The sequence below is a fragment of the Lentzea sp. NPDC051838 genome, from assembly GCF_040681245.1.
Lineage (GTDB): Bacteria > Actinomycetota > Actinomycetes > Mycobacteriales > Pseudonocardiaceae > Lentzea.
In genome coordinates, this window is record NZ_JBFAYI010000002.1 from 408,295 (window position 1) to 433,658 (window position 25,364).

A 25,364-nucleotide genomic window follows, 5' to 3' on the forward strand; every position below is an offset into this window, starting at 1 on the left:
GCGCGGTGGCATCGGTTACGTGCAGCGCTTCCACGCGAAGTGGTAGGTGGTGTTGATCGCGCCGTCGGTCGAGTCCATCGACATGAAGCTGGTGGTCGTCTTGGGATCCGAGGAACCCGCGCTCACCCGCAGCTCGGTGTTGATGTTGAAGTTCCTCCTCTCCCCACAGGGGTGGTAGACGATCGCGGCGACCTCGACCTCGTCGGTCGCCTGCCAGTCGTCGCTGAGCGGGCCTCTCCAGGTGTGCGTCTTGCGTTCGGTCTGGGACATGCCCTGGAAGTAGTAGTTGGCCCGCTGGACACCGCTGGCGCCGCGTTCGAGGTGTCCGAAGCCGCGGTGGTCGGTCTGGGCGATGCCGTAGGTGAAACCCTGCGGGACGTTGACTCTGAGGTTGAGCTGGCAGTTCTTGCGGAAGTCGGTGGGCCTGGCGCCGACGCCGACCTGTGCCAGGTAGTCGCTGTAGGTGACGGTGAAGGCCTTGTTGTCCGGCGAGACCGCGACGGCCGCGGTGCCCGCCGGGCAGCCGGAGCCGTTGACGGTGACCACGTCGATGGTGATGTGGTCGGGCGGGGGAGTGTCGCCGGGGTCGCCGCCGGGCGGGATGATGATCGTCGACATGGTCATGGCCGCTGCGGCCAGGAGGTTGAGCATCGGGGGACCACCTTCGTCTCGTGCGCGAGGGATGGCGGCGGAATGACGGGTGTCAGCACTTCTTCCAGGAGAAGTGGTACTTGGTGCTGAAGCTCGCGTCGGTCGAGTCCATGGTCATGAAGCTGCTGCCTCCGTGGACCCGCAGCTGGGTGTTGACGTTCAGCATCCGCTGTTCACCGCACGGCGCGTACACGATCGCGCCCACTTCAGCGCGGTCGGTGGCCTGCCAGTTGTCGCTCATCGGGCCGTTGAAGGTGTGGGTGCGCGCTTCGGTAGGCGATGTGCCTTGGAAGTAGTAGTTGGCACGTTCCACGCCGCTGGCGTTCCCGGCGAGGTGCGCGAAGCCGCGGTAGTCGGCTTGGGCGATGCCGAAGGTGAATCCCTGCGGGTAGTGCACTCTCAGCACGAGCTGGCAGTTCTTGCGGAAGTCGGTGGGAGCCGCACCGGCACCGGTCTGGGCGAGGTAGTCGCTGTAGGTCACCGTGAACGCCGTGTTGTCGGCGGCGGGTGCGACAGCGGCGGTACCGGCTGGGCAACCGGAACCGTTGACCGTCACGACGTCGATCGTGACCTTCCCAGGTGGCGCGGCGGTGGTGCTGGTCGGAGTGATCGCGGCCAGCACGAGGGCCGCTGCCGTCATCGCGGTCAGCATGGTCGTCCTCTCGGATCTCAGCTGGTGCGACGGCGGATGCCCACCAGGCTATTGGCGCGTGGTGTGGGCGCCCCTTTCGAACTCCCTACGATCCCGCCGGCCTGTCGGCAGTTCGCTTGCTCAGAGCAAAGATTGCCGTGTGCGCGAAGAACAACGTCGTAGATCGGAAGCCAGAACAGGAACCCTCACGTTTCTCGCGGGCGTGTGGCTCGTCGCGGCGCCTCCGCTGCTCGACTTCGATGCCTCGCGGCTGGCGTTCCGGCCCTACTGGGTTCCTTTGTCCCTGGCCGTGGTGATCATGTTGGCGGGAATGCTGCGTGCGCTCGCGCCACTGGATGTTCCGTGGCTGCGCACGTTCAGCATCGGACTCGCTGTCGCGTTGGTGGCTGTCGCGTTCCTGGTGCAAACCGACGTCGACTCCGCGGTGCAGATCAACCAGATCGTGGTGGGGGCGGCGATCGCACTGGTGTCGCTGATGGTGGCGATCGACGGCGGGAAGTGGTTGGGCTGAACCGGCCATTCGTCCTTTGTGGAGATTCAACTGCCTCCTCCGTCGGAAGGATGGGGCGAACTGGTGAGGGGCTTGGATGAGTTCACACACGGTACTCATCGGCTACGGCGTTCGAGGTCGTGTTGTGGTCACGGCGTTGCACGAAGGCGGGAAGTCGACCGGCTTCACCGTTGTCGACTCCGATCCCGTACGAGCCGAACAGGCCGTGTTGGACGGTCTGCACGCCGTCGTCGGACCCGGCTGGCGTCTGCGCACCTTGTGGCTCGCGGGAGTGCACGATGCTGATCACGTCGTGGTCGCGGTGGCGGACGACGCGATGGCCGTGCGGATCACATCGGCCGTGCGTTGCCTGAACCAGACCGCCACCGTCGTTACGGTCATCCACAGCGAAGAGCTGCGCCAGCTGATCGAGTACATCGGCGCCGACCACGTCGTGGACGTGGGCCAGGTCACCGAATGGGCACCTGGTGCTCAGGCTCAGCGGACTGGTCGCGCATTTTCCGACCAGGAGTGGACGGTGGCCGAGCGCGAGGTGGCACAGGACGAGGTCGGTTCTTCGCCGCTCGCCTGCGGGCATCAGGTGCTGGCTGTGCTGAGAGAGGGCGAACGGTTCTGGGCTGAGGATCCCGCCGTCGTGTTGCTCCGCGAAGGTGACCGGCTTCTCGTCCTTCGTCGAGGGGCACCGCCTGTCTGAGCGCCGAGCGTCGTCGCTGTCCTCAGAGCGTCCCAACAGGTTGCTCAGAACTCCCCCAAGTTTTCGCCGTGCCCCACGCCCGACGATGAGTGATGTCGGTGAGCGGGGGAGCCGTTGCCGGTGGAGATGCCCGCGTTGGCGAGCACGTCGGCGCCGAGAGGTGAGGTCGCCGGCACCACGGATGCTTCAAGGGGAGACACCACTGTGAAAGAGGCTGCTCGAGGGTTACGCGCCGCACCTGTGCCTGGTCGGGCCCATGGCCATCGCGCGCCCACCGATTCCCGGCAAGCTGTCGCGGTGAGCGGAGAGGCACGGCCGCACGGTCGTGAAGATCACCTCGCACAGATCACCGTGAACCTGAGGAAGGCGAGTGCAGACCGGCAGAGCCGGGTACTTCTGGTCAAGGCCGCGCCCGGCGGAGGCAAGACCCGCCTGCTCACGGAAGCGGCGAACATCGCTCGTGGCATGGGGTTCGCGCTCGTCGATGCCACCGTTTCGACCTCGGTGCCGATGACCGCGGGGTTGTCCGCAGGCAGTCCGGACGTGGTCGAGGCGACGTGGGCTCGGCTGCGTGACGTCCCTGAGCACCGGCCTGTTCTCGTCACGTTGGACGACATGCACCTTTCCAGCCCATCTGCGCTGACCGGGCTGTGCGACCTCATCCTGGCGGTCAGGAACCGGTCGATCCTGTGGCTGCCTTCTTTCAGCTCGGAACCCGGTGGTCCCCCGTCCGAGCCGGTCAGGACCTGTCTGAGCAAGCTTCGGGGCAGGGTCGCCGTGGAGCCAGGGCGCAGGCTCGGGCCGCTGTCGGGTGACGCGTTGAAGCAGCTGGTCGTCGACTACACCGGCGCCCCACCCGATCCTGCCCTGCTGGCGTTGGTCGAAAGTGTCAACGTCACGCCGAGCGTGGTGATCGAGTTGGTGCGAGGCCTGCTGGAGGACGGCGACATCAGCGTTGCGGACGGTCGTTCACAACTGGTGCCGGTCGACCCGGCAGGGACCGGAATCGGTCTGCCGCCCCAGGTACCGAGACGCGTGTCGCTGCTGATCGAGAACAGCCTCAGATGGCTCTCCGAACCCACGGTCAGGACCCTCCGGCTGGCGGCCGTGCTCGGATCTCCGTTCGCCCCGGAGGAGCTGGCGGCCATGCTCGACGTGTCGCCCGTCAGCCTGCTGTCCGCTGTTGACGAAGCGGTCGACCGCGGCTTCCTGGTCTGCGGGGAGGACAACCTCGCGTTCAGAACCGAGCCGATCTGGCGCGTGCTGCTCGACTCCGTGCCGCCGCCCGTCCGCTCTTTGCTGCGCCGGCAGGCTGCGGGCCTGATGCTGTCGCGTCCGGACGGTGTCGAACGTGCCGCGTTGCAACTCACGCACGTCGCACGGCCCGGCAACTCCGAGGAGCTGGAGGTCATCGCCGAAGGTGCCCGCAGGATGGTGGTCGGCGACCCTTCCACCGCCGCGTCACTGGCGACTCGCTGCATGCGACTGCTGGAACCCGAACAGGCCACGCGGGTGCGCTTGGCCAGCACCGCGGTCGAGGCGCTCACCAGAGCCGGTGACCTGGACGAGGCCGTAACTGTGGCGAGGAGCGCGATCGAGGAGGCCACGAACCCTGCCGGGCCAGTGGACGCCGGCGACATCGCGGTGTTGCGGGCTTCCATGTCGGCCGCGCTGCTGCTTCAAGGAGACACGAAGTCCGCTGTCCACATGGCGGACGAGGCCCTTGTTCGGCAGGACGTCCCGTCTCACGAGGCCGTGACGGTCCATCTCGCTGCTTCCCACTTCAGCGGGGACGGTACGGCGGTCGATCGAGCACGGGAGATCCTTCGCGCTCCGGATCGTCACGACAAGGCCGTTCGAGTCGGCGCGATGACCGTTGTCGCGTTGGATCAGTGGGGTAGCGGCCATGTGGGGGCCGCGGTGGACACCTTGCGGGACGCGGTCACGCTCAACCATGCGACAGGGGACGCGCAGATCCTCGATCCGCGTTGGTTTCTCACCCTCTTCCTCGCCCGGATCGGCGAGTACGAGAAGGCTGAGGCGGTCGTGCAGGGATTTGCAAGAGCCACGACCCCCGTCGCCGAGGCGGCTCTCCGAGCGAGGCTGCACCTCGCCACGGGGCAGCTGGACGAGGCTGAAGCGGCCGCGAAGACCGTGGTAGGTCCTGACGACCGGCAGCTGTCGTTGCTCGCTCCGCAAGCATGGCTGACGCTGGGCCACGTGGCGTTGCGCCGGGGTGTGCTCTCCGAAGCGGAGAACTGTCTGCGTGCCGTGGAGGAGAACTGCTGGCAGCTCGGCACCGGCCCCTGGCAGGCGGCCTGCCTGTGGCTGCGGGCACAGGTTGTCGCGGCGCAGGAGGGGCCTGCGGCGGCGGTCGAACTGCTGGCAGGTACCGGAGTGCTCCACTGGGTGGTGATGGAGGAGCCTGCCGCCGCGCCTTGGCTGGTGCGCTGCGCGCTCGCAGCGCACCGGGAGGACATCGTTCGAGCGGTGGCCGACGCGGTGGAGAGCATCAGCACCCACAGCCCGCATCTTCCCGCCGTTCGCGCCACGGCTCTTCATGTCCGAGCGCTCGTCGACCGGGACGTCGATGCCGTGGCGGAGGCGGGTCGGTCGCATCGGAACCCGTGGGCTCAGGCAGCCGCAGCTGAGGATCACGCCGACCTTCTTGCCGCTCGGGGAGATCACGAGACGGCCGTCGCCGAGCTGGACCGTGCGATGAAGGCCTACAGCGCACTCGGCGGAGAACGGGACGCGACCAGGGTGCGGGCGCGGCTGCGCGAGCTCGGGGTGTTGCGGCGGCACTGGAAGCACGTCAAGCGTCCCGTCTCCGGTTGGGAGAGTCTCACCGAGACCGAGCGGAAGGTCGCGGAGGTGGTGGCGAGCGGGCTCACCAACCAGCAGGCGGCCAGGCACCTGTTCGTCTCTCCGAACACGGTCGGGACGCACCTGCGGCAGGTCTACCGCAAGCTCGGGATCCAATCCCGTGCTGCGCTGATCAGGCTCGAGACATCTCGCGTGTCCTAGTCCGGGACGACAAGTCGAGCCGGGCGGGTGGCGGGAGGTCCGCCCCACGCCGGCACCCGGCATCAGAATGGCTCCGACTCACGCAGATGGGGCTTCATCGGGGCGCGAACAGGCGGGCCGGTCGATGGCAAGCACGGCGCTGCAACCGGTGACCACGATGCCCGATCAAGTTCGAAGAACCTGCGGGTAGCCGTACGCGCGGCCGTCCAGGCACGCCCCCACGACGCGCTATAAGGCCTTCGATACGAAGCGCCACGGCATTGCCGCATCATCGAAGTTGACGGCTGTGTCTGATCGATGGAACCTCCAGCCTGTAGTAGTTCCACAAGAACAAGACGAAGAGTGCGGCATCCACTGCAGTGATCAGAATCGAGGTCAGCAGAGAATTCGAGTACGTCCAACCAAGGCCGACGGCTACTGATGTCGGCACGACCACGAGAATGAGCATCGGCAGGTGGTATGGCATGAATGTCTGTCGGAACCGCGAACGCCGGTCACCCTCGAACGCGTGCCAGCTTGCCGAGTCAGGTGCCAGACGGTTCAGCTTGGGTTCCACCGCGGAACGCAAGTGGCCGGAGATGCGGTCTATTTGCAGGCTGACGTAGGTGGCGATATTACTGAACAGAATGCTGACAATCGGCGCAAGTAGAAGCAGTACCCCACTCTTGCGCTCGACGCCCACGGCGATAGCGGCAAGAGTGAGGGTCAGTGCCGAGATCCGAAAGGTCACGCGATGATCCATCCTCTTGGAGATCTCGTCACGCAGTGCTTTGTACTCGACGAGGAGGATCTCCCGCATCATCGCGTCGTCCGGATCATTTGCCGTACCATCGGCATTATTGACGGCCACGACCGGTATAATCGCCACCGCCGTCATCTTGTTACGCCGTCACCGTTGGTATTGTGCAATTCTCACCTGTTTGAACCAAGGGCCGCAGCCGCAGGTAGGCGGTCTGGTCGATCGCCTTGCTACTCCGGAGGCCGAACTTGCTGCCTTCGAGTCGCGACTCGTCGCTCAACGCAACGGGTCTCAGGAGTTGGTCAGCAGTGCGGGCAGGACGCTCATCCGGCGGATCATCCACTCGGACTCCCACTCCACGGCGGTGTCGGTGCTCAGCCGGGCGTTCGGGAACCGGCCCAGGAAGCCGCTGACAGCCAGCTGTGCCTCCAGCCGAACCAGCGAAGCACCGATGCAGTAGTGCGCACCGAGCCCGAACGACAGGTGCCCGAGTCCCTGCCGCGCGGCGTCGAAGCTGTCGGCCTCCTCGCCGGGCTCGCGGTTCGCCGCCGCGATGCTGACCTGCACCGCGGACCCCTTGGGGAGCAGGTAACCGCCGAGCTCGATGTCCTCCAGTGGGAAGCGCCAGGTCGGGTGCGGGAACGGCGGGTGCACCCGCAGGGTCTCCTCGATCCACGCCTTGATGTCGGCCTCGGTCCGCGGTCGTTCCGCCGTGGGCCGACGCAGGGCTTCGTACAGCGCAGCGGAGATCAGGCTTCCGGTCGTCTCGTAGCCGGTGATGATCATCCCGAGCGTCCAGACGATCACTTCGCCCTCGGTGACCGCGGCGTCCGGCCCGTCGGACGAGGCGAGCAGGCCCGTGATCACGCCGTCGCGCAGCACCGACGGGTCGCGCACCCAGTCCTCGACGGCCCCGAACAGCGCCCCGATCGCCTCCTTGCGAGCCGGGTAGTCGGCGGAGTACAGCATGACGTCGGTGATCCCGCGCAGCCGTCGCTCTGCCTCCTCCGGCAGACCCAGCATCTCGGAGATGAACGCCAGCGGGATCTTGTGCGTGAAGTCCGTGACCACGTTGACCTCTGCGGTGCCTGCGCGTTCGAGCTCGTCGAGGAAGCCCTCGACCTTGACCGCGACTCGCTCACCCCACCGCTCGGTGTTGCGCGGACTCAGCACCGGTGCGTGAATGCGGCGAATCCGCGCGTGATCCGCGCCATCGCTCATGATCATCGCACGGGCGTACTCCGGTGGCGGCTGCGAGCCGACCATCAGGCCTGGCTTGCGCATCCAGTCCGGGACCAGGGTGATGTCCTTGCCCATCAAGGGATGCGTGAGAGCAGCTTTCACCAGTTCCCGGTCGCACACCACGAACGCGTGCTGGTCGAGGTAGGGAATCCGCACGACCGGTGCCACCCGTGCGGCCGCCAGCAGTTCCGGCATGCAGTCGAACGGCCCGGGGTCGACCGGCATCGTTGTTTGAGGGGCTTCGGTCAGGGCGTTGTTCGTGCTGGCGGTCACTGTGCGGTACCTCCGGTGTGGACTCGGCCTTGGGCGGCCAGGGATTCGATGAGCTCGGCCGCCCGTTGAGGGGCGTCGAGTCGTTGGTGCTCTTCGGAAAGCGCGCGTGCTTGCCGTCGATAGCGGTCGTCGCGCAGAACGGTGACCACCGCGTCGCGCAAGCTGGCTTCGGACACCGCGCGCTTGGGGAGGACGACTCCGGTTCCCGACCATTCGATGCGGGCCGCGACGTCGGGGTTCTCCTCGGTGGCGGGCGCGGCGACGAGGGGGACGCCGTGGGCGAGCGCGGCGTTGACGCCGTTGTAGCCGCCGTTGGTCACCATCACGTCCACGTGTGGCAGCAAGTGGTGGTACGGAACGAACCGTTCCAACCGGACGTTGGCTGGCAGCGGTCGCAGCAGGTCGACATCGAGGTTGCTGCCCGTGGTGACCACGACGAGAACGTCCTGGTCGGCCAGTGCTCTCACGGCAGGCACGAGCAGTCGTTCGACGTCGTTCGCGGTCGTGCCCTGGGTGATGAGCACGACCGGCCGGTCTTCGTGCAGTTCGTCCCACCAACCCGGTGGGTCGAACCTCTCCGGTGGGAGGCCGAAGAGGCCGCCGACGAAGTGGGTGCCCGGCAACAGGTCCCGGCGGGGGAACTCGAACGAGGGCACAGTGCTCACCAGGTAGAGGTCCGGTGGGCGTGCGATGTTCTCCATCGCTCCCGATCCCAAGCGGGGCAGGCCCACCTCGTCCCTGGTCCGGTCGGCCTCCTGGCGCAGATCCCTCATGGCCAACTGATTTCCGGTGAACCGCAGGAGATCGTTGCGCAGCCGGCGCAGGGGTGAGGTGCTCGGCGGCAGGCCCATGCCCAGCGGTCCGGTGTCCTTGCTGCCGAGGATGTAGATCGAGTTGCTCAGCCAGGCGAGCGGGATTCCGGTGCGTTCGCTGGCAAAGCACGCGCCGTAGCACATGTCGTCGGCGAGGATGCAGTCCGCGGGAAAGCGGTCCAGCAGCGAGAGAAGGTCGGCCAGTTGGCCGGGCGCCGTGCGGTAGAAGATGTCCCGGACACCGATCTTGAAGCTGGCGAGCCCGGTGAGTCCGGCGTGCTCTGGGAAGGCCTCTTCCCGGCTCCTGCCACCGAAGTCGAGGCCGGCGCTCATGGGTTCGAAGATCGCCCCGGCGTGCTCGACCTGTCGCTGGAACGTCTGCCCGGTGTACCAGCGCACCTCGTGGCCGCGCCGGGTCAGCTCGCGGGCCACCTCGACCATGCTGACGACATGGCCGGGTGCCGGTGTGGTCGCGATCAACACTCGCGTCAACGTGGCCTCCGTCGGGATTGGCTTGTCCTGGGCCAGTTTCAGCGCGCCCGCGGGCTGCGGAAGGGCTTGCGGCGAAACCTCACGCGACCAAGTGAGATGCAGCCGCTCGACTGCCTCCAGGGCCTTGGCAGGGCACCCGGCGTATCACCTGTTCTCCCGCCCGTCAGGTGATGTGGACGCGTTCTCCCGCCGCGAAAAATAGTCGGCGAGTCGTTCCGAGATCGCCATTGCTTGAGCCATCCGCTCAACGTCCTGGCCGCGCTTACTGGAGGAATCTGAGTGACGCCCTTGCAGGAGAGAGGTGGGCGAAAGCGGGTAACCGTCATCGGTGCCGGCATCGCCGGACTGGTGGCCGCCTACGAACTGGAGCGGCTCGGACACGACGTCGAGGTGGTCGAGGCGAGCCACGACATCGGTGGCCGCATTGCCACACATCGTTTCGGTGGCCGTGACAGCTCTGGGCCGTTCGTCGAGCTCGGAGCGATGCGGATCCCCGCAGGGCACCGGCTGACGAGGCACTACATCGCCGAACTCGGGCTGCAGCACCAGGTTCGCCCGTTCGAGACGTTGTTCTCCGACGATGCCGCGTACCTGCCCGGCCCGGCCGGCCACGTCCGAGTACGGGACGCGCACACGACGCTGGTGAAGGAGTTTTCAGCCGGTTTGCCGAACCAGGGTTACCGGATGAACACGCTTCTTTTCGGTGCCTGGCTGGACGCCACGATCAAAGCGGTGGCCCCCCGTCAGTTCTACGACGGCATGCACAACGAGATCGGCGTGGAACTGCTCGACCTCATCGATCGAATCGACCTGACCCCTTTCCGATGCGGGAGCAGGATCGACCTGCATGCGTTCTACCAAGCTCATCCTTTGATCCGCTCGCTGTGCCCGCCGCACCTCGAGCGGTTCCTCGACGACGTGCTCGACGAGACCGGATCGGGCATCGTCCGACTGCGCGACGGGATGGACCAGTTGCCGCGCGGGCTCGCCGCCCGAATCCGGGGGCCGATCTCGACGAGCTGCGCGGTGGAGGAGATCGACGTCCGTGACGACGTCGTGGAGCTGCGCGGACGCCAGGTCGACGGGGCATTCAGCCGGACCTGTGACTACGTGGTCTGCACCGTTCCGTTCACGGTGCTGAGAACCATGCGGCTGAACGGTTTCGACCAGGACAAGCTCGACATCGTCCACCAGACGAAGTACTGGGCGGGGACGAAGATCGCCCTGCACTGCCGGGAAGCATTCTGGGAAGCCGACGGCATCAGCGGCGGCGCCTCCTTCACAGGTGGCCACGTGCGACAGACCTACTACCCGCCGGTCGAGGGTGACCCGGCGCTCGGCGCTGTCCTCCTCGCGAGCTACAGCATCGGGCCGGACGCCGACGAGCTCGGCCTGCTGAGCGAGGCGGACCGCACCGCCCTGGTGATCGCCGAACTGAGCACGATGCACCCGGAGCTGCGGCGGCAGGGAATGATCCTCGGGACGGCCGGGCGAGCCTGGGGTGACCATCGCTGGTCCCGCGGCGCGGCCACGGTTCGCTGGGGTCAGGAAGCCGCCGTGCGGGAGGCTGAGCGACGCGAAGCAACCCGCCCTCAGCAGCGACTCTTCTTCGCGGGTGAGCACTGCTCGTCGAAACCCGCGTGGATCGAGGGCGCCATCGAGTCCGGGATCGACGCCGCACATGAGATCGAGTGGTACGAGCCGAAGACAAGCCGTGTGTTCGCCACCGCCTGGGAGCGACCGGCATGAGCGTCTTCGACCTGCCGCGGCTGCACTTCCGCGGAACTGCCACGTCGCACCTGCCCACCGGCCCACGCAACGGCCTGGTGGACCTGACCACGAACACCGCCCTCACCGCAGACGGCACCGCGTTCCCAGTCGAGCGTGACGCGGCCGAGTACCACGACCACCTCGACCGGCTGGGACCGCGCTACGACGCCACCGGATGTGTGAACGCGGACGGTCCCTTCAGCGCAGCGAAAGGCACGAACTTCGCGGGCAGCGGCCATTTCTCGATCGACGCGCGGATCGTCGCCACCGAAATGCGCGCAGGTGAGATCGACACCGCTGACCCGGTGGTCGGGCGCGCGGTGGACATGTGGGGCCACTACAACCCCTATCTCGCGACGACGGCCAACCGAGCTCGCGTCTTCGACGTCGACCCGACGTCCGACCGGACCACGACGCTCGTGGTGGGACAGTTCGGTTTCGGGCGCGAGGGACGTTCCCACGACGTCGGGTACCTGGCCACCGGAACCGTTCGCGGTTTCCAGTCTCCTCGCTGGCACAACGACTTCCACGGTCCCGACGCCGGCGATCACTGGCTGGCGACGGGGTTGCGCAGGTCCGTGGTCCACCAGTTCGCCGTGACCGGTGAAGACCTGACTTGGCTCGACGACTCTGATGTTTCCCCTGTCGTGCAACGGCTCCGGGAATCTGGTGCGGCCGGCATCGTGGTGCAGTTCGCCCTCAGCCACCTCGCCGCGCCCACTGCACCCGACCAGCCTGGCCGGTGGCTGCTGCGCGGGACCATCGCTCCCTGGCACCAGCACGAGCTCCGCACTTACCCGGCCGGCCGCTTGCTTCTTCCGGAGGTTGAGGAGGAAGGCGCGCTGCACAACGCATCCGTCGAGGTGACCGACGACCGCGTCACCCTCAACCTGATCACCGCGCTGCCTGCCTTCTCGTCCGGTTCGCCGGTCGACGTCGGAGATCTCGAACTGCGCACGGTCAGCGGCCAGCTGGTGACCAGAGTGCCCCGGCAGGCCTATCTCGGCCCGGACTACGACCTGGCCTGTGGACTCGTCACGGTCGCGGCGGAGTCCCCGGCCGACGAGGGGCTGCGGCTGGTGGCCACTGACTCGCGGATGTCGTTGCGAGAGCAGGAAGTCAACGTTCAAACCGACGACGCGAGCCTGGTTCTGGAACATCCGCGCCACCCCGGCGACGCCGACTATGACGCCGAGGTCGTCGTGCGGTCCTACGTGCGTGGACGCCCATGTGCTGTCCGTGGGATCACCGTGCGGTCAGACCTCGACCTCGTCCGTGTGCCCGCCTTCGTGGACACCGACGACACCGGTCTGGGCCGGGTCGTTCTGCGGGGCAGGAAGGCCGGTACCACCACGGTCCGGTTGGGTGACGGGTGCGCCGCGGTCCGGGTCCTGCCTGACGACTGGCGGTTGGACGAGATCGAGGACGACGAAGTCACGTTCGAGCTGGTGCACCGGGAGGTCTTCGCCTTCTACGAGCGCATGTTCTCCTTCATGAAGGACGAGGTCTTCAGCCTCGCCGACCGATGCAAGGTGGAGACGTACGCGAAGCTGATCTGGCAGATGTGCGATCCGCGCAACAAGGCGATGACCTACTACATGCCGCCGACGCGGGACCTGTCCGAGCCGAAGGCACGCTTGCTGCTGAAGTACCTGCGGGCCCAGCAGAAACCGGACGCGGTCCTGCTCGCGACGCCGGTGGAAGATCGCAGCGGACACGCTCCGATAACCACGCGGGACGAACTCGTCCGAGTGTTGCGCGAAGCCGCAGCTGTCGAACTGGCAGTCATGCTCCAGTACCTGTACGCAGCCTATTCCGTGCCTACCCACGGCGCCGGCGTGGAGTACGTGCGGCTCGGCGTCTGGACACCAGAGCAGCTCCAACTCGCCTGCGGCGACGGCGGCGAGACGTTGGACGAGGGCATCCGCAGCATGCTGCTGACCATCGCCCGCGAAGAGATGATCCACTTCCTGCTGGTCAACAACATCCTCGTCGCGCTGGGCGAACCGTTCCACGTGCCGCGCATCGACTTCGGCACGATCAACCACGAGCTGCCGGTGCCGCTGGACTTCTCCCTCGAACGCCTGGGGCTCGGCAGCGTCGAGCGGTTCACGCTGATCGAACAGCCGGAGAACCTCGTCGGCGACGTCCGGCGAGGTGACGTCGTGGCATCGAACACACCTCATCCGTACGCCTCGCTGAGCGAGCTGTACGCCGCCATCCGCGAGGGGCTGCAGCACATCCCGGACCTCTTTCTGGTCGAGAAGGGCAGGGGAGGAGGGGAACACCACCTCTTCCTGCGGGAGTCGATCAATCACCACCACCCCGACTACCAGCTCGAAGTCGACGACCTGCCCAGCGCGCTGTTCGCCGTCGACGTCATCACCGAGCAGGGCGAGGGAGGCGTGCTCGAGCCCGGAGCGGACGAGGAGTCGCACTACACCTCGTTCCTGCGGATCGGCCAACTGCTGCGGGAGGCGCCGTCCGACGACGCGCAACCGTGGCGCCCGGCCTACCCGGTGATGCGGAACCCCACACTGCGGCACGGAGATCCCGCCATGGAGACCGCGACCGATCCGGACGCCCGCATCGTGATGGAGCTGTTCAACCGCGCGTACTTCCTGACGTTGCAGCTCATGGCACAGCACTTCGGTGAACGCCCGGACGGCAGCCTCCGCCGTTCCGACCTGATGAATGCCGCGATCGACATGATGACCGGCTTGATGCGCCCGCTGGCGGAGCTGCTGGTGACGATGCCGTCGGGACGGCGCGGCAGGACCGCCGGACCGTCGTTCGAGCTGACCGAGCAGCCGGCACCCGTACCGAGGCCGGACGTGGCACGTCGCGCACTGGTGCGGCGCCTGGACGAGCTCGCGGCCGACTGCGCCAAAAGCGCCCTGGTGCCCACGCGGGTCGGCGAGATGGCCGCCTTCTGGGCCGACCACTTCCGTGCGCAGGGAGGGATCTCGTGTTCGACCTGACCGGCTGGAACCCGGACGACATCGCCAACCCGTATCCGGTTTATCAGCGTTGCCGTGAGACCGCGGCAGTCCACAAAGGCCAATCCGGCACCTTCTACGTGTTCTCCTACGACGAGGTCGCCCAGGTGCTGTCCAGCAGGTCCTTCGGTCGCGAGGTGCCGGTTCCCGCTGAGTCGCGTGCACTGCGCACGATCGTCGAGAACTGGCTGGTGTTCATGGATCCGCCACGTCATACCGAACTGCGATCCCAGCTCGCCAAGGAGTTCTCGCCAGCGGTCGTCGCCGACCTGCGGCCCCGCATCACGCAGATCGCGCACGGGCTCCTGGCACAGCTGAACGGGCGGAAGGAGGCCGACCTCGTCGAGGGGTTCGCCGCACCACTGCCGATTCTCGTCATCTCCGAACTGCTGGGCATTCCGGAGGCGCACCACACCTGGCTTCGCGCCACCGCGATGGCGCTCCAGGAAGGCAGCAGCTCCCGGCGCAGCGACGTCGGCCAGGCACGAGCCGAGGCGGCTGCCGAGGAGTTCGCGGAGTACTTCCGCGAACTGATTCGGTTGCGGCGCGGCAAGGATCGCGGTGATCTGCTCACCATCCTCGTGCGCGCCAAGGACAACGGTGTGCCGCTGAGCGTCGAAGCGATCGTGGGTACCTGTGTTCACCTGCTCACCGCGGGGCACGAGACCACGACCAACTCACTGGCGAAAGCGGTGCTGGCGCTGCGGGCGCACCCTGAAGTGCTCGAGGAGCTGCGTGAGTCTCCGGGATTGACGTCGGTCGCCGTCGAGGAGCTCGTGCGGTACGACCCTCCCGTCCATGCCGTGACGCGGTGGGCGCGGCAGGACCTCCGCCTCGGTGGGTACGACGTACCCACCGGCAGCCGAGTGGTGGCGATGCTGGGGTCGGCGAATCGGGATCCCGCACGCTTCCCGCGCCCCGACGTGCTGGACCTCCACCGACCGGCTGAACGGCATCTGGGCTTCGGCCTGGGCATCCACTACTGCCTCGGCGCGACCCTCGCCCGCGCCGAGATCGAGATCGGGCTCCGGGCACTGCTCGACGGTGTTCCCGCGCTGGGCAACGGAGATCAGCAGGTCGACTACGCCGACGACATGGTCTTTCACGGCCCCTCCCGTTTGGTCCTCGACCTGTCCGAAACGAAAGGAAGGAACTCATGACCCCGCTGTCCGCCACGGCCTGCGCCATCGCGCGACCGCGCACTGATCGCGGACAAGGCGACCGCATCGCGCTCTCGGCCGCGACCAGCCACGGGTCGCATCTGCGCACCGAGGACGTCCGCGTCTGGCTGGAGGAACGCCGGCAGGCCAACGACTTCCGCGTGGAGCGGATCCCGTTCGACGCTCTGGACCAATGGCGGTTCAAGCCCGGAAGCGGGAATCTCGGACACCGGAGCGGCCGGTTCTTCACGATCGAGGGCCTGCACGTGGAGGAACGTGACGGTCCTTTCGGCGACGGGCCCCGCAGGGAGTGGCAGCAGCCGGTCATCAGACAGCCTGAGGCGGGCATCCTCGGCATCCTGTGCAAGGAGTTCGACGGGGTGCTGCATTTCCTGATGCAGGCCAAGATGGAGCCGGGCAACCCGAACCTGGTGCAGCTGTCGCCGACCGTGCAGGCCACCCGCAGCAACTACACCAGGGCCCACGGCGGCGCGGACGTCAAGCTGATCGAGCACTTCTTCCAACCGGAGCGCGTCATCGCCGACGTGCTGCAGTCCGAGCAGGGCTCGTGGTTCTTCCGCAAGGTCAACCGCAACATGATCGTCGAGACCGTCGACGAGATCGAGGCGGACGACGACTTCCGGTGGCTCACCCTCGGGCAGATCGCCGCGCTGCTGCACGACGACCTGACGGTCAACATGAACGCCAGGAGCGTGCTGTCCTGCTTGCCCTTCCCGGACTGCACACCCGGCGCGTTGTTCTCCGACACCCAGCTCCTGTCGTGGTTCACCGGTGAACGCTCCCGCCGCGACGTGCGTGCCCACCGAATTCCGCTCTCGTCGGTGTGTGGCTGGAAACAGGGGCCCGAGAGCGTCGAGCACGAGGAAGGCCGCTACTTCAGGGCCGTTGCCGTCGCCGTGCAGGCGGGGAACCGCGAGCGGATCCAGTGGACCCAGCCGCTGTTCGAAGCGATCGGTGTGGGTGTGGTGGCGTTTCTCCTGCGGGACTTCGGCGGCATACCGCACGTGCTGGTGCACGCTCGTGCCGACGGTGGCTTTCTCGACACGGTCGAGCTGGCTCCGACCGTCCAGTGCACGCCGCGCAACTACGCACATCTGTCCACAGTGGATCAGCCGCCGTTCCTGGGGATCGTGCTGAACGCATCTCCGTCGCGAATCCGTTACGAGGCGGTCCATTCCGAGGAGGGTGGGCGCTTTCTCAACGCCAGCAGCCGCTACCTGGTCGTCGACACGAACGACACCGAGACGCCACTGGACCCGCCGCCCGGCTACGCCTGGGCCAGCCTCGCCCAGCTCACCGAGCTCACCCGGCACGGCCATTACCTGAACGTGGAAGCACGCACCCTTCTGGCCTGCCTCAACGCCCTGTCGACGCAACCGAAGGGAGGGGCGTGACATGGACAGCACACCAGTGGTCACCGTGCTCGGGGCATCGGGCTTCGTCGGTTCCGCCGTCACGCGCGTGCTGTCGAAGCTCGCGATCCGGCTGCGGGTCGTGTCGAGGAGCCCGATCACGCCGCCGGTCGGTCGGGCGGAGACGTCCGTCGTCACCGCGGACCTGACCGATCAGACCGCGCTCGCCGAGGCGGTCGCCGGGTCCGATGCCGTGCTGTACCTGCTGCTGGGCGACGGCGGCTGGCGTGCGGCGGAGTCCGATCCAGCCGCGGAACGCGTGAACGTGGGCGTGATGCGAGATCTCGTCGACGTGCTGCGGCCTCGAGACGGCGCTCCTCCGCTGGTCCTGTACGCGGGGGCGGCGTCCCAGGTCGGTGTCCCACCGCGGGAACCGCTCGACGGAACCGAGCCAGACCGGCCGGAGACCGTGTACGACCAGCAGAAGCTGCTGGCCGAGGAGATCCTGCTGAAGGCCACCGCACAAGGACGTGTGCGCGGCATCAGCCTGCGTCTGCCGACTGTCTACGGCTCGACTGGGCACGGTGTCGTGTCCGCGATGGCACGACGGGCGCTCGGCGACGAGCCGATCACCATGTGGCACGACGGCACCGTGCGACGGGACCTGGTGCACGTCGACGACATCGCGACGGCTTTCCTGGCTGCGCTGACCCACCCGGATTCCCTGGTGGGAGGTCACTGGTTGGTCGGCGCCGGCAGGGGAGACGAGCTCGGCGACGTCTTCCAGCTCGTCGCCCAGGCCGTCTCGGAACGCGTCGGACGAAAGCCGGTCGCGGTGACATCCGTGCCACCACCCGAGCACGCACCCGTGACGGACTTTCGCAGCGTCACGATCGACTCCTCGACGTTCCGGGCCGCCACCGGCTGGTACCCGCGAATTCCGCTTTCCGAAGGGGTGCGCCGCACCGTGGCCGCTCTCAACCACCGCAGCGATCGAGAGGTTCGCGCATGACCGTGCGTGTATGGGACTACTTGCCCGAGTACGAGACCGAGCGGCAGGACATCTTGGACGCCGTGGAGACGGTCTTCGACTCCGGGCAGCTCGTGCTCGGCGCGAGCGTGCGCGGCTTCGAGGAGGAGTTCGCCGCCTACCACGGGGTTGGGCACTGCGTCGGTGTCGACAACGGCACGAACGCGATCAAGCTCGGGTTGCAGGCGCTGGGCGTCGGACCGGGCGACGAGGTGATCACGGTGTCCAACACCGCGGCGCCGACCGTCGTCGCGATCGACTCGGTCGGTGCGACCCCTGTTTTTGTCGACATCCGTGAGGACGACTTCCTCATGGACACCAGCCAGGTGGCGGCGGCGATCACCGAGCGCACGAGATGTTTGCTCCCTGTGCACCTGTACGGCCAGTGCGTCGACATGGCCCCGTTGAAGGAACTCGCCACCAGGCACGGTCTGTCCATTCTGGAGGACTGTGCCCAGGCGCACGGAGCCCGGCAGCGCGGCATCATCGCGGGCTCTTCCGGCGACGTGGCAGCCTTCTCCTTCTATCCCACCAAGGTCCTCGGCGCGTACGGTGACGGCGGCGCGACGATCACCTCTGACGAGTCGGTGGCCGAGCAACTGAGACTGCTGCGTTACTACGGGATGAAGGACCGCTACTACACGGTTCAGACTCCCGCCCACAACAGCCGGCTGGACGAGGTCCAGGCCGAGATCCTCCGGCGCAAGCTCAAGCGCCTCGACGCCTACATCGCCGGTCGCCGCGCCGTCGCTCAGCGGTACGTCGACGGTCTCGCTGATACCGATCTCGTTCTTCCTGCGACGACTGTGGGCAACGACCACGTGTACTACGTCTACGTGGTGCGTCACCCGCGGCGGGACGAGATCATCGAGCGTCTCAAGGCACACGACATCCATCTGAACATCAGCTACCCGTGGCCGGTGCACACCATGACCGGGTTCGCCCACCTCGGGTACGCCCAGGGTGCGCTGCCGGTCACCGAGGCGCTGGCCACGGAGATCTTCTCGCTGCCGATGTACCCCGCACTCGCCCCCGCCACGCAGGACCGTGTCATCGACGTGCTGCGCGACGTGCTGGCGACGCTGTGAACCGCCGTCCCGCCAAGCCACAGGAGCAGATGTGAAAGCCCGCGAGCTCGCCGTCGAAGGGGCGTTCGAGTTCACCCCCACCGTTTACCCCGACGACCGGGGCCGGTTCCTCTCGCCGTTCCAGGAAGAAGCGTTCACCGACGCACTCGGCGGTTCGCTGTTCCGGGTCGCGCAGACCAACCACAGCGTGTCCCGGTACGGCGTCGTGCGCGGAATCCACTACACCGCAACACCTCCCGGCTCCGCCAAGTACGTCTACTGCGCGCGGGGCAAGGCCCTGGACATCGTCGTCGATCTCAGGGTCGGCTCGCCCACGTTCGGTCGCTGGGACGCGGTGGTGATGGATCAGCAGCACCACCGGGCGACCTACTTCCCCGTGGGCGTCGGCCATGCGTTCGTGGCACTGGAGGACGACACCACCATGTCGTACATGCTTTCCGGCAGCTACGTGCCGGAGAACGAACTGGCGCTGTCGGTGTTCGACCCGGACCTCCAGCTCCCTCTCCCCAGCGACCTCGAGCCGATCCTCTCCGAGCGGGATCGCGTGGCGGTGATGCTCACCGAGGCGCGAACGCTGGGCCTGCTGCCCGACTACGACAAATGCCGGCAGATCGAGCGGGAAACCGTCCCGCTGGCCGGATGACCTACCAAGAGAAGGAAAGGCTGTAGGAAATGAGCAACGCCCAGACCCTGCCCGTGCCGAACGCCGTCGGCGAGCTGTACGACAAGCTGACGCTCAGCGCGATGAGGGACGGCAGCTTCAACCCCAACGTCCACATCGGATACTGGGACACGCCGGACTCCGTGGCGACGGTCGACGAGGCGATGGACCGCCTCACCGACGTGTTCATCGAGCGGATGAAGGTGGACGCCTCGTCCCGAGTCCTCGACCTGGGTTGCGGGGTGGGTGGTCCCGCCCTCCGCGTCGTGGAGCGCACCGGTGCCCGCGTGACGGGCATCAGCATCAGCAAGGAGCAGGTCCGGACCGCGAACCGGCTCGCGTCCGAGGCAGGTCTCGCCGCCCGCGCCATGTTCGAGCACGGCGACGCGATGAAGCTGCCGTTCGCGGACGCCTCGTTCGACGTCGTGATGGCGCTGGAGTCGATGTGCCACATGCCGGACCGGCAGCAGGTGCTCGCCGAGGTGGCGCGGGTTCTCGCTCCTGGCGGACGGCTCGTGCTGACCGACATCTTCGAGCGCTTCCCGCGCAAGGAGGTCCGGCACACCGGGATCGACAAGTTCTGCCGCGACCTCATGTCGACCACGGCCGACATCGACGACTACGTCCCGATGCTGCACCGCGCCGGGCTGCGAGTGCGCGAGGTCCTCGACGTGACGGAGCAGACCACGCTGCGCCTCGCCGAAGAGTTGGCGCAGCTCTCGCTCGGCGGTGAGCGCCCCGCAGCGTTGGACGAGGGCAACTTCCACTTCTCCGACGACGACTTCAAGCCGTCCGACCTGGCGGGCGTCGACGACTTCGGTTGCCTCCTGGTCACCGCGGAACGCCCTCGTTAGTCCGTTCGTGGGTGGTTTTCGTTGCCAGGGCGACGGAAACCACCCACGACTCCTTGAAAGGCAGGACCACATGACGGACACCGACGTGCTGATCGTCGGCGGCGGGCCGGTCGGCCTGGCGCTGGCGCTCGACCTGGCCTACCGCGGGATCGACTGCGTGGTCGCCGACGCCGGTGACGGAGAAGTCCGGCATCCCAAGGTGAGCACCATCGGTCCCCGCTCGATGGAGCTGTTCCGCCGCTGGGGTGTCGCGGAGGCCGTTCGCAACGCGGGCTGGCCGGCCGACCACCCGCTCGACATCGCGTGGGTCACCAGAGTCGGCGGCCACGAGATCTACCGGTATCACCGCGGCACCACAGCGAACCGGCCGGTGTTCACCCACACGCCCGAGCCCGACCAGATCTGTCCTGCCCACTGGCTCAACCCGGTGTTGATGAATGCCGTGGGTATCCACCCGCACGGTCCGCTTCGTCTGAGGACGACGGTCGAGGACGTACGCCAGTCCACCGACCACGTCGAAGCCACCCTCACCGACCACGCCACCGGCACGGCCGGCACCGTCCGGGCCAGGTTCCTGGTCGCCTGCGACGGAGCCTCCTCGCCGATCCGGCAGGCCTGCGGCATCGAGGCTCCACCGCGACACGAGACGCAGGTCTTCCGCAACATCCTCTTCCGTGCCCCGGAACTCAAGCAGCGGCTGGGTGACCGGGCAGCCCTCGTCTACTTCCTCATGCTGTCCTCGACGCTGCGTTTCCCGATGCGTTCGCTGAACGGCAGCGACCTGTACAACCTGGTCGTCAGCGCGGATTCCGGCATCGAGCAGCCCGATGCCCTGTCGCTCATCAGAGAGGCCATCGCGTTCGACACCCCAGTGGAACTGGTCAGCGACGGCGACTGGCACCTCACCCATCGCGTCGCCGACAGCTATCGGAGCGGCCGGATCTTCCTGGCGGGCGATGCCGCGCACACGCTCTCCCCGTCCGGCGGCTTCGGTCTGAACACCGGTATCGGCGACGCGGCCGACCTGGGCTGGAAGCTCGCTGCCACGCTGGAGGGCTGGGCGGGAAGAGACCTGCTCGACACCTACGAGACAGAACGCCGGCCCATCGCGGTGGAGAGTCTGCGGGAGGCCAATCTCAACCTGCGGCGCACCCTCGACAGGACGGTGCCACCGGAGATTCACCTGGATGGCCCCGAAGGCGAGCGGGCGCGCGCGGACATGGCGCGGCGGCTGGAGAACAGCGGAGCGCGGCGCGAGTTCGACGCCCCGGAAATCCACTTCGGACTGTGCTACCGGTCTCCGCTCGTGCTCGACGATCCGCAGGCTCCAGCGCACGACGGCCGGCCCAGTGCCGACTGGCGTCCCGGTAGCGACCCCGGCAGCCGTGCTGCGCACGCGTGGTGGGACGCCACCACCTCCACGCTGGACCTGTTCGGCCACGGGTTCGTGCTGCTGTGTTTCGGCAGGATCGAGGACGTGGCCGAGGTCGAGGCCGCTTTCGCTGAGCGCGCCGTTCCGCTGACCGTCCGGCAGCGCAGTGACGGGAAGATCTCCGAGCTCTACCAACGGTCTTTCGTGTTGGTCCGTCCGGACGGGCACGTTGCCTGGCGAGGTGACGAGTTACCCGCCGACCTGACCGTCGTGGTCGACGCTGTGCGAGGAGACCGAAGCCGGAGTCGTGTCTGACGGACCGACCTCGCCTGCAAGCGAGCGTCCGGTGTCGGCGATCGTGGTCAGGACCTGGTCGAGGTCCGCACGCGTGGTCCGAGGGTTGATCGTGCACAGCCGCAACGCCAGAGCACCCTCCACGGTCGTCGTAGCGAGGAACGTGTGGCCGCTTTCGTTGATCTCACGGCAGATTGCGGCCTGCAGATCGTCCGCGCCCCGGTGGTGTCGAAGGCAGACGATCCCCAGACTCGGGCCTGCCACGAGTTCGAGCTCCGGGTGATCGGTGACTCGACCGGCCACGTACTCGGCCTGGTCGAGTCCGTGGTCGATGGCCGCGCGAAATGCCTCCACGCCGAAACCCTTGAGCGACAACCACAGTTTGAGCGCACGAGCGGCGGTGGTGAACTGCACGCCGCGATCGGACAGGTTGGTCTCGGCGTTCGAGGGGCGGGACACCGCGAGATAGCCCGCCTGCCCGCGGAATCCGTCGATCGTGAACGACCGGCGCAGCACCTCGGGGTCGCGCACGAGCACGCAGCCGATCTCATACGGCTGGAACAGCCACTTGTGCGGATCGATGACGACCGAGTCCGCCTCGCTCAGCCCGCGCAGTGCCCGGCGGCCTCGCTCGGTCAGCGCCGCCGCGGCACCGTGTGCGCCGTCGACGTGCAGCCACAGGCTTTCTTCCCGGCACAGTGCGACAAGCTCTGGCAGAGGTTCGATCAAGCCGGTTCCGGTGGTACCCGCGGTCGCCAGCACGAGGAACGGTCGCAAGCCGGTGGCCCGGTCCGCCTGGATCTCGCTTCGTGCGGTGTCGGCGTTCAACGTCGGCAGGGTCCGTACCTGGTCACGGCGCAACCCGATGACGTGACATGCCCGTAGCACGGCTGGGTGGGTCTGTTCTGAGCAGTAGAGCACTCCGCCGGTTGCGTCGTATCCAAGCCGATCGTCCCGTGCGGCGGCGAGTGCCGTGAGGTTCGCCAACGTTCCGCCCGGCGTGAACACACCGCCCGCACCCTCCGGAAGACCGAGCAGGGTGGCGAGCCAGCGCGCCGTGACGAGCTCGACAGCTGCGGGTCCCGCACCGACGGGCCACGCGCCAGGGGAGTTGTTGAAGCCCGACGCGAGCAGGTCTCCGAGCACGCTGAGGAAGTTGTTGCTGCTCGGGATGAACGCGAGACAGCCGGGATGTCCGAGCCGCAGGGAACGCGACATCACCTCATGTGCAATGAAATCCACGAGAGTGCCGGCATCCGTCGGCTGGTCCGGTACGGGCTCGTCGAGGACGTGCCGCAGCTCGTCCGGCGTCGCCTGGGTCCGCACCGGCTGTGTTCGCAGCCCGGTGAGGTGGTCGACCACCAGATCGACCACCTGGTGGCCCAGCTCGCGCATGCGTGCAGGCGGCAGGTCGAGCCAACCGGCCTCGTCAGCCGTCATCGATCACCGAAGCTTCGCGCACGGCCCGGATCCACCGCAGTGCCTCGGTGGTGAGTTCGGCTTTCAGGTCGACCGAGGCTGCGGGACCGGGTAGCTGAACGAGCACGAGTTCCTCGCCGGGCTTGACCACGTCGCCAGGGTTGGCATGCGCCCACAAGAGTGCCTCTCCGGGACGCAGCGAGCCGAGCTCGTTGTCCTCGCAACGCCGTGGCCGGCCGCATTCCAGCCGGTAGGTTCCCGAGGCGAGACCGTCCCGGAGCACGCCGGCGCGTTCGGCGGTCACCACGAGCTGGCTGAGGGGAAGACGGGGAACTCGGACCTGCCTCAGGGGCACGCTGGGCAGCAGCGAGGCGAGCACGTGCACCCCGAGGGTCGGCAGCAGTCCTGCGGCACGCTCCTCCGCCTGCACCAGGGACACCACCGTCTGGAACCTGGGATTGATCTCGATCGCCAGCACCACCGAGTCAGGGGTGACCAGCAGGTCGAGTCCGAAGGCTCCGAGGAAACCCAGTCGCCTGAGCTGCTCGCCCACCGCAGCGCACACCTCGCGGCACCGCGATCCGGCACCGATCGGCAGATCGCATTCGCAGACGAGCTGGTTTCCGCAGTGTGCGCCCCAGTGCGGCGTGAGCGCGGCAAGGCCGACCAGCTGATGGGACAACGCCGACACCACGGTCGCCTGCCGGGTCACGATGCCGCTCACCGTCAGCGGAATGCCCCTGACATGCGCCGAGACCCGCAGCGTGTGCCCTTTCCACGCCTGCAGCACGTCGGTGAGCTGGGCAGGGGTCTCGGCCAGGCGGGTGCCCTTGCCGGTGAGGTTGTTCTCCCGCCGCTGCACGACCAGCACACCCGTTGCCGCCGCAGGAAGTTCGTCCGTGACGACCCAGGTCCTCGGCGTGGGTACACCGGCACGTTCGAACAGCTCGAGTGAGCGGATCTTGTCCGCCGCGGTGGTCACGGCGGTCGCGTCCGGGGCCAGCAACCGCAGGCCGGACGCAGCCGCCCAGACGTGGGCCCCGGTCCCGTCCTCGGGGGCGAAGCTGACGCCGAAGCCTTGTGGCGCAGGAGGATTCTCCGAGACGGTGAGGTCGGTCTCCCTGCGGTGGTCTCGATGTGCGTACCGCAACCACGGGATCACCGGCTTCGCCACGGCGCCGATGAACGGCGACCGGTCGTGCCACGTCAGCTCGGGAGCGTGCCGGCGTAAGAGCTGTGTGCCCTCTTCGAGAGGCACACCGGTGATGGTCAGCATCCCGATCAAAGGACGGTGAACGTGCCCAGTGACGTCTGGCGGGTGATTCCGTCCTCTGTCAGACACAGCAGCAGATCCGTCGTGGGGGCCGCCTGCACGGCCTGGGCCGACCGCCCTGCGAACACTCCGTCGGTGATCGTGCCGATCTTGGTGATCACGTCGGCGCCAGGCGCCGAGGTCACGGTCACGGTGTAGGAGAACGTGCTGGTGGATCCGTCCGCCCAGGTGATCACCCTCGTCTCCGGAACCGCTGCGAGCGGCTCCAGGCAGCCTGCGCTGCGGTCCACGACGAACTCACTCGTGCCGGTCGCGGTGACGGCGCCTCCGATACCTGTGCACGAGTTGTAGGTGTCCTTCACCGTCGTGCGCAGCGACCGCGGCAGCAACACGACGCCCGGCGAGTACGACCACTCCGACGCAGTTGTGCAGACCACCGCCGCAGGTGTGCTCGCGGACGCCGAGGTGCCAGGAGCGACAGCTGGAACAAGTGCGGCAGCGAGAACGCAGATCACGCGGCCGGACGTCGTCATGTGGATCACCGTGTGCACACATCCCGATCTCATCGAGGCCGAAACAGCGCGCGAATCGTATTGATCAACGATAGACCGGCGAAAGGTGCGTCACCTGATCTGGCTAAGTCGGATCGAATTTCGTGCTGGCTTTTCGTCGCCACCGACGAGTGGGCTCACGGCACTCGGGCCGTCCAGCAGGCCGGCCTCTGCAGTCACGTCCGGACGGGCGCCGCCTTCTTGGCCGAGCCCAGGGTGTTCAGGCGGTGGCGGGCGAGCCGGTGCAGCATCTCACCGAGCGCCTCGGGCACGATCTGTCCCTCGAGATCCCGGCGGGCGTCCAGCACCGTCCGCGACACGACCAGCTTCGGAAGTACCCCGCTGAACTCCTCTGTCAGCGCGTCAGTCACTTCCTCGACCTGCTGGTCCGCGTTCGCCACGTCAACCGACATTCCATTTCCTCCTT

Annotated in this window: 21 protein-coding genes; 12 read left to right on the forward strand and 9 right to left on the reverse strand. The window is 67.4% G+C overall.

The genetic code is table 11. The features are described from left to right. Positions 1-15 precede the first annotated feature (15 nt). Both AB0M24_RS07830 and AB0M24_RS07835 read right to left on the reverse strand, forming a co-directional pair. Positions 16-651, reverse strand: coding sequence for a DUF4360 domain-containing protein (locus AB0M24_RS07830; RefSeq protein WP_363762343.1), 636 nt, complete (start codon positions 649-651; stop codon positions 16-18). Positions 652-703: 52 nt separating this feature from the next. Then, positions 704-1,303 carry a DUF4360 domain-containing protein gene (locus AB0M24_RS07835; protein ID WP_363762346.1) on the reverse strand — a complete coding sequence of 200 codons (600 nt, stop codon included), beginning with the start codon at positions 1,301-1,303 and terminating at the stop codon, positions 704-706. A 202-nt stretch (positions 1,304-1,505) separates the two neighbouring features. On the opposite strand from AB0M24_RS07835, the gene AB0M24_RS07840 reads away from it, so the two are divergent. The 3 genes from AB0M24_RS07840 to AB0M24_RS07850 all read left to right on the forward strand — a co-directional run bounded on the left by AB0M24_RS07840 (position 1,506) and on the right by AB0M24_RS07850 (position 5,535). Beyond that, positions 1,506-1,814, forward strand: coding sequence for a hypothetical protein (locus AB0M24_RS07840; protein WP_363762348.1), 309 nt, complete (start codon positions 1,506-1,508; stop codon positions 1,812-1,814). A 76-nt stretch (positions 1,815-1,890) separates the two neighbouring features. Continuing rightward, a complete protein-coding gene (locus tag AB0M24_RS07845) occupies positions 1,891-2,508 on the forward strand; it encodes an NAD(P)-binding protein (RefSeq protein ID WP_363762350.1) in 618 nt (205 codons plus the stop codon). A gap of 297 nt (positions 2,509-2,805) precedes the next feature. After that, complete coding sequence (locus tag AB0M24_RS07850) at positions 2,806-5,535, forward strand: LuxR C-terminal-related transcriptional regulator (protein ID WP_363762353.1); 2,730 nt, start codon at positions 2,806-2,808, stop codon at positions 5,533-5,535. 268 nt (positions 5,536-5,803) lie between these two features. On the opposite strand, the gene AB0M24_RS07855 is transcribed toward AB0M24_RS07850, so the two are convergent. The 3 genes from AB0M24_RS07855 to AB0M24_RS07865 all read right to left on the reverse strand — a co-directional run bounded on the left by AB0M24_RS07855 (position 5,804) and on the right by AB0M24_RS07865 (position 9,084). Continuing rightward, the gene (locus AB0M24_RS07855) at positions 5,804-6,412 is read right to left on the reverse strand and encodes a hypothetical protein (RefSeq protein WP_363762356.1); all 609 of its coding nucleotides are present in this window, start codon (positions 6,410-6,412) and stop codon (positions 5,804-5,806) included. Between the two features lie 153 nt (positions 6,413-6,565). Next, positions 6,566-7,789, reverse strand: coding sequence for a cytochrome P450 (locus AB0M24_RS07860; RefSeq protein ID WP_363762359.1), 1,224 nt, complete (start codon positions 7,787-7,789; stop codon positions 6,566-6,568). Further along, a complete protein-coding gene (locus AB0M24_RS07865; protein WP_363763048.1) occupies positions 7,786-9,084 on the reverse strand; it encodes a glycosyltransferase in 1,299 nt (432 codons plus the stop codon). The genes AB0M24_RS07860 and AB0M24_RS07865 overlap by 4 nt, the downstream gene beginning before the upstream one ends. 288 nt (positions 9,085-9,372) lie before the next feature. Here AB0M24_RS07865 and AB0M24_RS07870 point away from each other — a divergent pair, with 288 nt between their 5' ends. From AB0M24_RS07870 to AB0M24_RS07910, 9 genes are all read left to right on the forward strand, one after another. Continuing rightward, on the forward strand, positions 9,373-10,842 hold the full coding sequence (locus AB0M24_RS07870) for an NAD(P)/FAD-dependent oxidoreductase (RefSeq protein WP_363762362.1): 1,470 nt from the start codon (positions 9,373-9,375) through the stop codon (positions 10,840-10,842). Further along, positions 10,839-13,844: a ferritin-like domain-containing protein gene (locus tag AB0M24_RS07875; RefSeq protein WP_363762365.1), complete on the forward strand. Its 3,006-nt coding sequence runs from the start codon at positions 10,839-10,841 to the stop codon at positions 13,842-13,844. The genes AB0M24_RS07870 and AB0M24_RS07875 overlap by 4 nt, the downstream gene beginning before the upstream one ends. Continuing rightward, on the forward strand, positions 13,832-15,022 hold the full coding sequence (locus tag AB0M24_RS07880; RefSeq protein ID WP_363762368.1) for a cytochrome P450: 1,191 nt from the start codon (positions 13,832-13,834) through the stop codon (positions 15,020-15,022). The genes AB0M24_RS07875 and AB0M24_RS07880 overlap by 13 nt, the downstream gene beginning before the upstream one ends. Then, positions 15,019-16,437 carry an NDP-hexose 2,3-dehydratase family protein gene (locus AB0M24_RS07885; RefSeq protein WP_363762371.1) on the forward strand — a complete coding sequence of 473 codons (1,419 nt, stop codon included), beginning with the start codon at positions 15,019-15,021 and terminating at the stop codon, positions 16,435-16,437. Before AB0M24_RS07880 ends, AB0M24_RS07885 begins: the two co-directional genes overlap by 4 nt. A 1-nt stretch (position 16,438) precedes the next feature. Then, positions 16,439-17,407 carry an NAD-dependent epimerase/dehydratase gene (locus AB0M24_RS07890; RefSeq protein ID WP_363762373.1) on the forward strand — a complete coding sequence of 323 codons (969 nt, stop codon included), beginning with the start codon at positions 16,439-16,441 and terminating at the stop codon, positions 17,405-17,407. Continuing rightward, the gene (locus AB0M24_RS07895; protein WP_363762376.1) at positions 17,404-18,513 is read left to right on the forward strand and encodes a DegT/DnrJ/EryC1/StrS family aminotransferase; all 1,110 of its coding nucleotides are present in this window, start codon (positions 17,404-17,406) and stop codon (positions 18,511-18,513) included. The genes AB0M24_RS07890 and AB0M24_RS07895 overlap by 4 nt, the downstream gene beginning before the upstream one ends. Before the next feature lie 31 nt (positions 18,514-18,544). Next, complete coding sequence (locus tag AB0M24_RS07900) at positions 18,545-19,156, forward strand: dTDP-4-dehydrorhamnose 3,5-epimerase family protein (RefSeq protein WP_363762379.1); 612 nt, start codon at positions 18,545-18,547, stop codon at positions 19,154-19,156. A gap of 29 nt (positions 19,157-19,185) precedes the next feature. Beyond that, entirely contained in the window at positions 19,186-20,028 is an 843-nt protein-coding gene (locus AB0M24_RS07905) for a methyltransferase domain-containing protein (RefSeq protein WP_363762381.1), read from the forward strand. 70 nt (positions 20,029-20,098) lie between these two features. Continuing rightward, positions 20,099-21,715, forward strand: a complete 1,617-nt coding sequence (locus AB0M24_RS07910) for an FAD-dependent monooxygenase (protein ID WP_363762384.1) — start codon at positions 20,099-20,101, stop codon at positions 21,713-21,715. On the opposite strand, the gene AB0M24_RS07915 is transcribed toward AB0M24_RS07910, so the two are convergent. From AB0M24_RS07915 to AB0M24_RS07930, 4 genes are all read right to left on the reverse strand, one after another. Next, positions 21,650-23,134, reverse strand: a complete 1,485-nt coding sequence (locus AB0M24_RS07915) for a pyridoxal-dependent decarboxylase (RefSeq protein WP_363762387.1) — start codon at positions 23,132-23,134, stop codon at positions 21,650-21,652. The two genes, AB0M24_RS07910 and AB0M24_RS07915, sit on opposite strands and share 66 nt — an antisense overlap. Beyond that, on the reverse strand, positions 23,124-24,389 hold the full coding sequence (locus tag AB0M24_RS07920) for an ATP-grasp domain-containing protein (protein WP_363762390.1): 1,266 nt from the start codon (positions 24,387-24,389) through the stop codon (positions 23,124-23,126). Before AB0M24_RS07920 ends, AB0M24_RS07915 begins: the two co-directional genes overlap by 11 nt. A 5-nt stretch (positions 24,390-24,394) precedes the next feature. Beyond that, a complete protein-coding gene (locus tag AB0M24_RS07925; protein WP_363762393.1) occupies positions 24,395-24,919 on the reverse strand; it encodes a hypothetical protein in 525 nt (174 codons plus the stop codon). Between the two features lie 194 nt (positions 24,920-25,113). Further along, a complete protein-coding gene (locus AB0M24_RS07930) occupies positions 25,114-25,350 on the reverse strand; it encodes a hypothetical protein (protein WP_363762396.1) in 237 nt (78 codons plus the stop codon). Positions 25,351-25,364: the final 14 nt, after the last annotated feature.